Raw genomic sequence first — 5,198 nt, 5'->3', positions numbered from 1 at the left:
CGAGAGCTGGTGCGACTTGGGTCCCCCAGCAAGGTCCCGGGTGAGCTTGTCCGGCTGGCCGCGCCGCCCACGATTACCGATCTCAGGCAGCGGGTTCACGCCAGCCGGGAAGCCACCTCGCGTGCGATGAGTGATCTCAAGGAGCGCGGGCTTGTCGTCAGGAAGGACGGACTGTGGGTCGTGATGAGTCTACCGGATGACTAGGCGGGCGCGATCTCGAAAGTGGCCAGAAAAAGAATCGCCGTGCGGCCGGGCAGGAAGAAGTATCCACCATTGCGAACCGTGACGAAGGACTGAATGTCCCGAACTGCAATAGGGCCGGAGGGCGTCGGTATCGTGAAATCCCTGCGTTCGGAGGATTCTGCATCAGGCGCGGATGACACAAGCGGATCTGGTTCGCCTGCCAGGCCGTGAAAGTTCGGCGAGGCGATCCAGGTCTGCTGCACAAACTCGAACTGACGTTCGATATCTGAGTTGAAACACATGAAGAGAAGCCCCCTCGCCTCCCCTCCCCTGGAAGATGAGTAGGGTCGGCCTCGTCTTAGCAGCCTGTGCCGGTTGCTGATGCTGAGCTGCGAGGGGTCGTCAGGCTTCAGGCTGTCGCGCGGAAAGGCGCGGCGGACGTGGGCGCCAAAGGGACAGCGAATGCCCTGCGGGTCCTCAACGCCATAGAGGAACTCATTGTCCGGTTTGCCGCCAGACACAAATGGATGGCGCACAAGCGATGATCCATCTGGCCAGCGTCCAACCATCTTGGCGGCGACAAGCTCCGCGGTGACTGGTGCACCCGGGAAGTCCTGCTTGAGGCGGTCGGCCTGTTGCTGGACATGCGCATGGAAGCCCTCAGCATCCTGCTCAAGCTGGCGGATGACGAGATATGAGCCATTCCGGCCGAGATCCCGCGGCGCCCTTGCGCGACCCGGCTCAAACCCCGGAAACCGGCCGGGCAGGTCCGAGGTCAGGCTCGGCAGCAGATCACGATCATGCTCGGCAGACACGAGGGGCGAGGGCGGCGTGTCGCCACGGTTATCGCCATAGCCAAGGATGAACTCTCCGGGCGCGACCACATGTATCGGATCAATGCCCTCGTGGAAACGCCCAGTGCCACGCATGACGGGCTGCGAAATTCCGTCATTGAAGCCGAAGGGCTCGCGCATGCCCCCTCCGCCACATGGAAGATCGACCATGCTTATGCTGTCGAGCGTCCGAATGCCGAAGCGATCCTGCATCTCGCGCTTGAGCGCGGCAACGCGCGTGGAGAGCTGTGCCGGATCGGCGGCGTAGACGATCAGCACGGCATGTGGCGCGGCGCGCTCGCCCGCCCAGGACCAGTATTGCGGAGCGCTCTCGCCTGTATCGCCAAGCACACGCGCACGCGCCTCGCTGAGCATTCCATCAAGGAAGCTCGTCGGGAAGGTCCCGAGGGTTGAACCATCGGCATTGCCGCCGGCCCGGAAGTCGAGCTTGTCGAGCCCCATGTGCCTGAGCCCTTCGCTGGAGAAAGCGAGCGCCGCGGCCGTGTCGCATGGTATGTTTTCGCCGAAGGTGAGGACGGCGCGCCTGCTGGCGTCCGGCGCTGTCACGGCGACATGTCCCGGCAGGTCATGAACTCCGATCAACGCCTTGAGCCAGCCCTGCCACAATGACCGGTCGTCGGGCAGCTGGACGGGGACAAGCTCTGCGGCGCGCAACTTGCCCATTCCGCTGAAAACGAGCGCCTGGATTTCGTGATACTCCAGCACTGTGTTCGGCCTCGGCGCACTGCCAAACAGGTCGATCCAGGCTTTGCAGTCGCTATCGGTCCTGGCCTTTGCAAGACCCTCGCAGATCAAGGCGTTGGCGCGAATCTGCGACGTCGTGAGTTCCGGATAGCGAGAATACCAGAACCGCGTCGGGACCTGCTGGCGCCGGACCCACCTCTTGAACTTGGCCCCGTCGGTCGCGCCATCGAACATGAGGAAGCTTGTCTTCGGGAACCCGACGCCATTGCTCCACACCGCTGTCTGGCCGAGATGCGCCTTGGTAATGAAATCCTCGAGATAGCTTTCCCAGCTTCCGTCATAGTTGGACGTGAAGACGAGTTTGTCCGACCCAGGAAGCCGGAACCAGCGCGCGAAGTGGATCGTCCCGATATCCAGCACAAAGCCGGGACGAAACCGGTGCTGAACGAGCTTCTCGATCCCCCAGAAAGCAAGGCCGAGGGTGAGCCGGCGCAGCCAGCGCGGGTTAGTCTTGAGCGGCGTTACCGCGATGATGTGGTTCTGGGCATAGCCATCGGGATTCTCACGCCGCACAAGCTCCTGAACGTCGGCGAGTTTCGGATCGAAATCCTCAGTAGGCGCCGACACCTCGCTCCGACGAAGCAGGAATATCAGCACGAGCGCGATCGCAATCGCGACGACTGCCGCGACAAGCGTTCCAACCACCAGGGATGTCAGAATGTCAACGAAGACCGCGAACACGAGCGCTATCCGTCCGACGTAGGCGGCCCCGTCCCAGTCAGGAACGCCGATGCCATTGTAGAATACGACGAAATGAGCAAGCCCGACCAAGGTGACAAGAGCCGACAGCGTCCCGACATGCTCAATCAGGAAGGCGGATTGCGGCTGTCGACGCGCAGCGGCACCGCTTGTCCACCGCCAGACCGCAGCAGCCAGCCAGGCAACCAGAAGACCAATGCCAAGCGATACCAGCGCCCGAACGACAACCAGGATAGCGAGTCCGGCCTGCTTCCCGCTGTATAGGCCATGTGACAGCACGTAGTGCGCAAGAAGCGAAAGCATCAGCAGCCCGACGAGCTTGCCCGAGAATGACCAGTCTGAAAACAGGGAAGCAATGGTGCTGCCAAGTGTCCGGTCTGCTCGACGCGACGCGGCAGGGATGATGGATGCTGGTCGTACCAGATCCTTCCTGAACTCCCCTTCCTGCATGCGCGCCCTCACCCACTCCATTGCAGCGCTTGCCTGCGAACCAGACGCGAGATGATGCTTCAGGTGCTGATCGAGATGGATCCGCGCCGCGTCGGCGACTTCTGCGTCTCGTTTGATTCGCGGGACCGAGAGCTCGGGCGTGCCAGCAAAGTTGACGCCGCTTGCCGTCGTATCGCTTCCGAGCACGCGACCCGCGACCAGGCGCCTGACACTTTTGCGCAGCAGAGCCTTGAGATCAGCACCCGTGCGAACCGACGTCGCGAGCACAAACAGATTTAGCAAGGGATCGCCGAACGCATCAACAAATGCCTCGATTGCGGTGTCCGGTGGACCGTCCACGCTCAACTCGATGATCAGCCAGGACGGACCCGTCTGCTTTCCTGCGTCGTTTCGATCGCCGGCAATCGCCGAGATGTGCGCGAAGTGAACCAGCTGGGTGTTGTCGAGGGCCTTGGCGATTGAGGTAGAAGCGGGATTGCCGAACACGTCGATATGCTTGTCGAGAACCGAAACGGGCACGGGTTCGGTTACCGGGATGCAGATCGTCACCATCGACTGGAAACGGCGTCCGATAAGGGGTCTGAAGACAACACCAAGGTGTTGCGGGAACGGACCGGTCTTCTCAAGCTGCCCCGCCTTTCCTGGCGCACGAGTGAGAGCCTTCTCTCTGAGCAAGGGCTTGAACGATTCCAAAAGGAGCACGCGCGTAAGCTGCTCACCGATGCAGTAGTGGATAAATGGGCCGCCGAACTGCAGGTCACGGCTGACGTCGCGGTCCGGATTGAAGCGCTCAGGATCTGACACGACGCGCGGGTCGAACATTGCTGCAGATGATGCAGCGATGATCGTGGCGCCTGCTGGAAGCTTGACGCCCCCAAGCCGTGTATCCCGGGTGACGTAGCGCGGCACGCCCGGATTGATCGGAGGCGAGAAGCGCATGGCTTCAGTCAGAATTCGGCTCAGCGCCTCATCTCGTCCTTCGCGTGCCGCGTCGTGCGCTTTCGCGAGCCATTCCGGGCGCTGCAGCAGCACGTCAAGGATGTTTCCCCCTGCCCCGCCGCCTGTTGGAACATAGCCAACCGCCATGCCGATCAGCATGGCGCGTATCTCGCCGTCGGACGGCCCGCTCATTGGATCGGCAAGCTGCAGGGCTACGAACCTGCCGACCAGCGTTTCTTCATACCAGCGAACGGACTGTGCGAAGACAGACGTCATCGTGGAATCGGGTGGCGGCGGCGCGAGCTGCCAGCGCGCAATCTCGTGGGCCCTGAGGATGGCATCATCCATGACACGGCGAACCCTGACGGCGCCTGCAAGCGCAAGGCGCCGCACCTTGGGATCGCCCAGATAGTCGGCAAACAGCAAGGTGCTCAACGACATCAGCCAGTGCGCAAATTGGATTGGCTCATCGACCGACAATCCGTAGTAATCCGCGCACGTCTCGACCGCGACACGGACCAGGAGGTCCTCCACGGCGTCGATCTCGCCCCCTGAGTATGCGACGGCATGCTCCGCGATCTGGCGTGCATTCCGCGCCACGCGGGGCAGGTCATCGGCGCGCATCACGGATTTCATGAACCCGAGCTGGCGCTGGTAGACGGGGCCATCCTGGAGACCGAGCGCGAAGTCTTCGCCTCCGGTCAAATCGCGCATCTCGAGCCCGTAGGGTGCGTTGAAGTCTTCCCACCGCGCCCGCATGTCCGACACATCAGCGTGGCGTACTGCCCACCCCAGTCCGCCGATGCGCCCGACAGGCCAGAACCGCCTCAGGAGCGCGTGAACCAACCTGCTCTGCGCGAGGCTGGCGCCAACCCCTCCCCCTCCCTTGAGCACTGAAAAGTCGAACTCAGCAAGCTCCGCCTTGGTCGGCGGCGCGGCCTGAGCGGCGCGAATTTTCGTGTAGTATTTCGGCTCGATCATGCGCCCCCCCCACAAAGGCAGCCACAGCGACGCGCGGCGCGCTGTCAAGTAAGTCACTTCCGCACTTGGCCAGCGTAACGGTTATGCCGGTGTACGGACATGTTTTCGTGCGGCATCTAGGGCGTTCCAGAAGAAGTCGACGAGAGCTTTTTCCTGGAAGGGCAGCCACTCCACAAAATTTCGGGAGAATGCGGGCGTCCTCGCCACTAATGCGTCATGGGCGTGTGCCGCTGCGTCAAGTTCGCCGCTATGCACGAGCGCTGTGATCTCGCTCATCCGGGCGTTCCAATAGGCGGGCCTCAGATGCAGGGCCTGACGCGCGTAGGCGATCGCCTTGTCCCATTCGCC

1 protein-coding gene and 2 pseudogenes are annotated in these 5,198 nt (G+C 62.4%); 1 reads left to right on the top strand and 2 read right to left on the bottom strand.

Annotation, left to right across the window (positions count from 1 at the left end; all coding sequences use genetic code 11):
- Positions 1–204, top strand: a pseudogene (locus tag Q0C17_RS18130) (hypothetical protein); the annotation flags it as partial.
- Here Q0C17_RS18130 and Q0C17_RS18125 read toward each other — a convergent pair.
- Complete coding sequence (locus Q0C17_RS18125; RefSeq protein WP_291209365.1) at positions 201–4,850, bottom strand: cytochrome P450; 4,650 nt, start codon at positions 4,848–4,850, stop codon at positions 201–203. The pseudogene Q0C17_RS18130 and the gene Q0C17_RS18125 overlap by 4 nt on opposite strands.
- A gap of 81 nt (positions 4,851–4,931) precedes the next feature.
- Positions 4,932–5,198: pseudogene (locus tag Q0C17_RS18120) on the bottom strand (adenylate/guanylate cyclase domain-containing protein); the annotation flags it as partial.

Origin of the sequence: Hyphomonas sp. (assembly GCF_022844445.1) — a bacterium.
Lineage (GTDB): Bacteria > Pseudomonadota > Alphaproteobacteria > Caulobacterales > Hyphomonadaceae > Hyphomonas.
The sequence above is the reverse complement of the archived record's forward strand: the minus strand, read 5'-3'. Positions and strand labels throughout refer to the sequence as shown.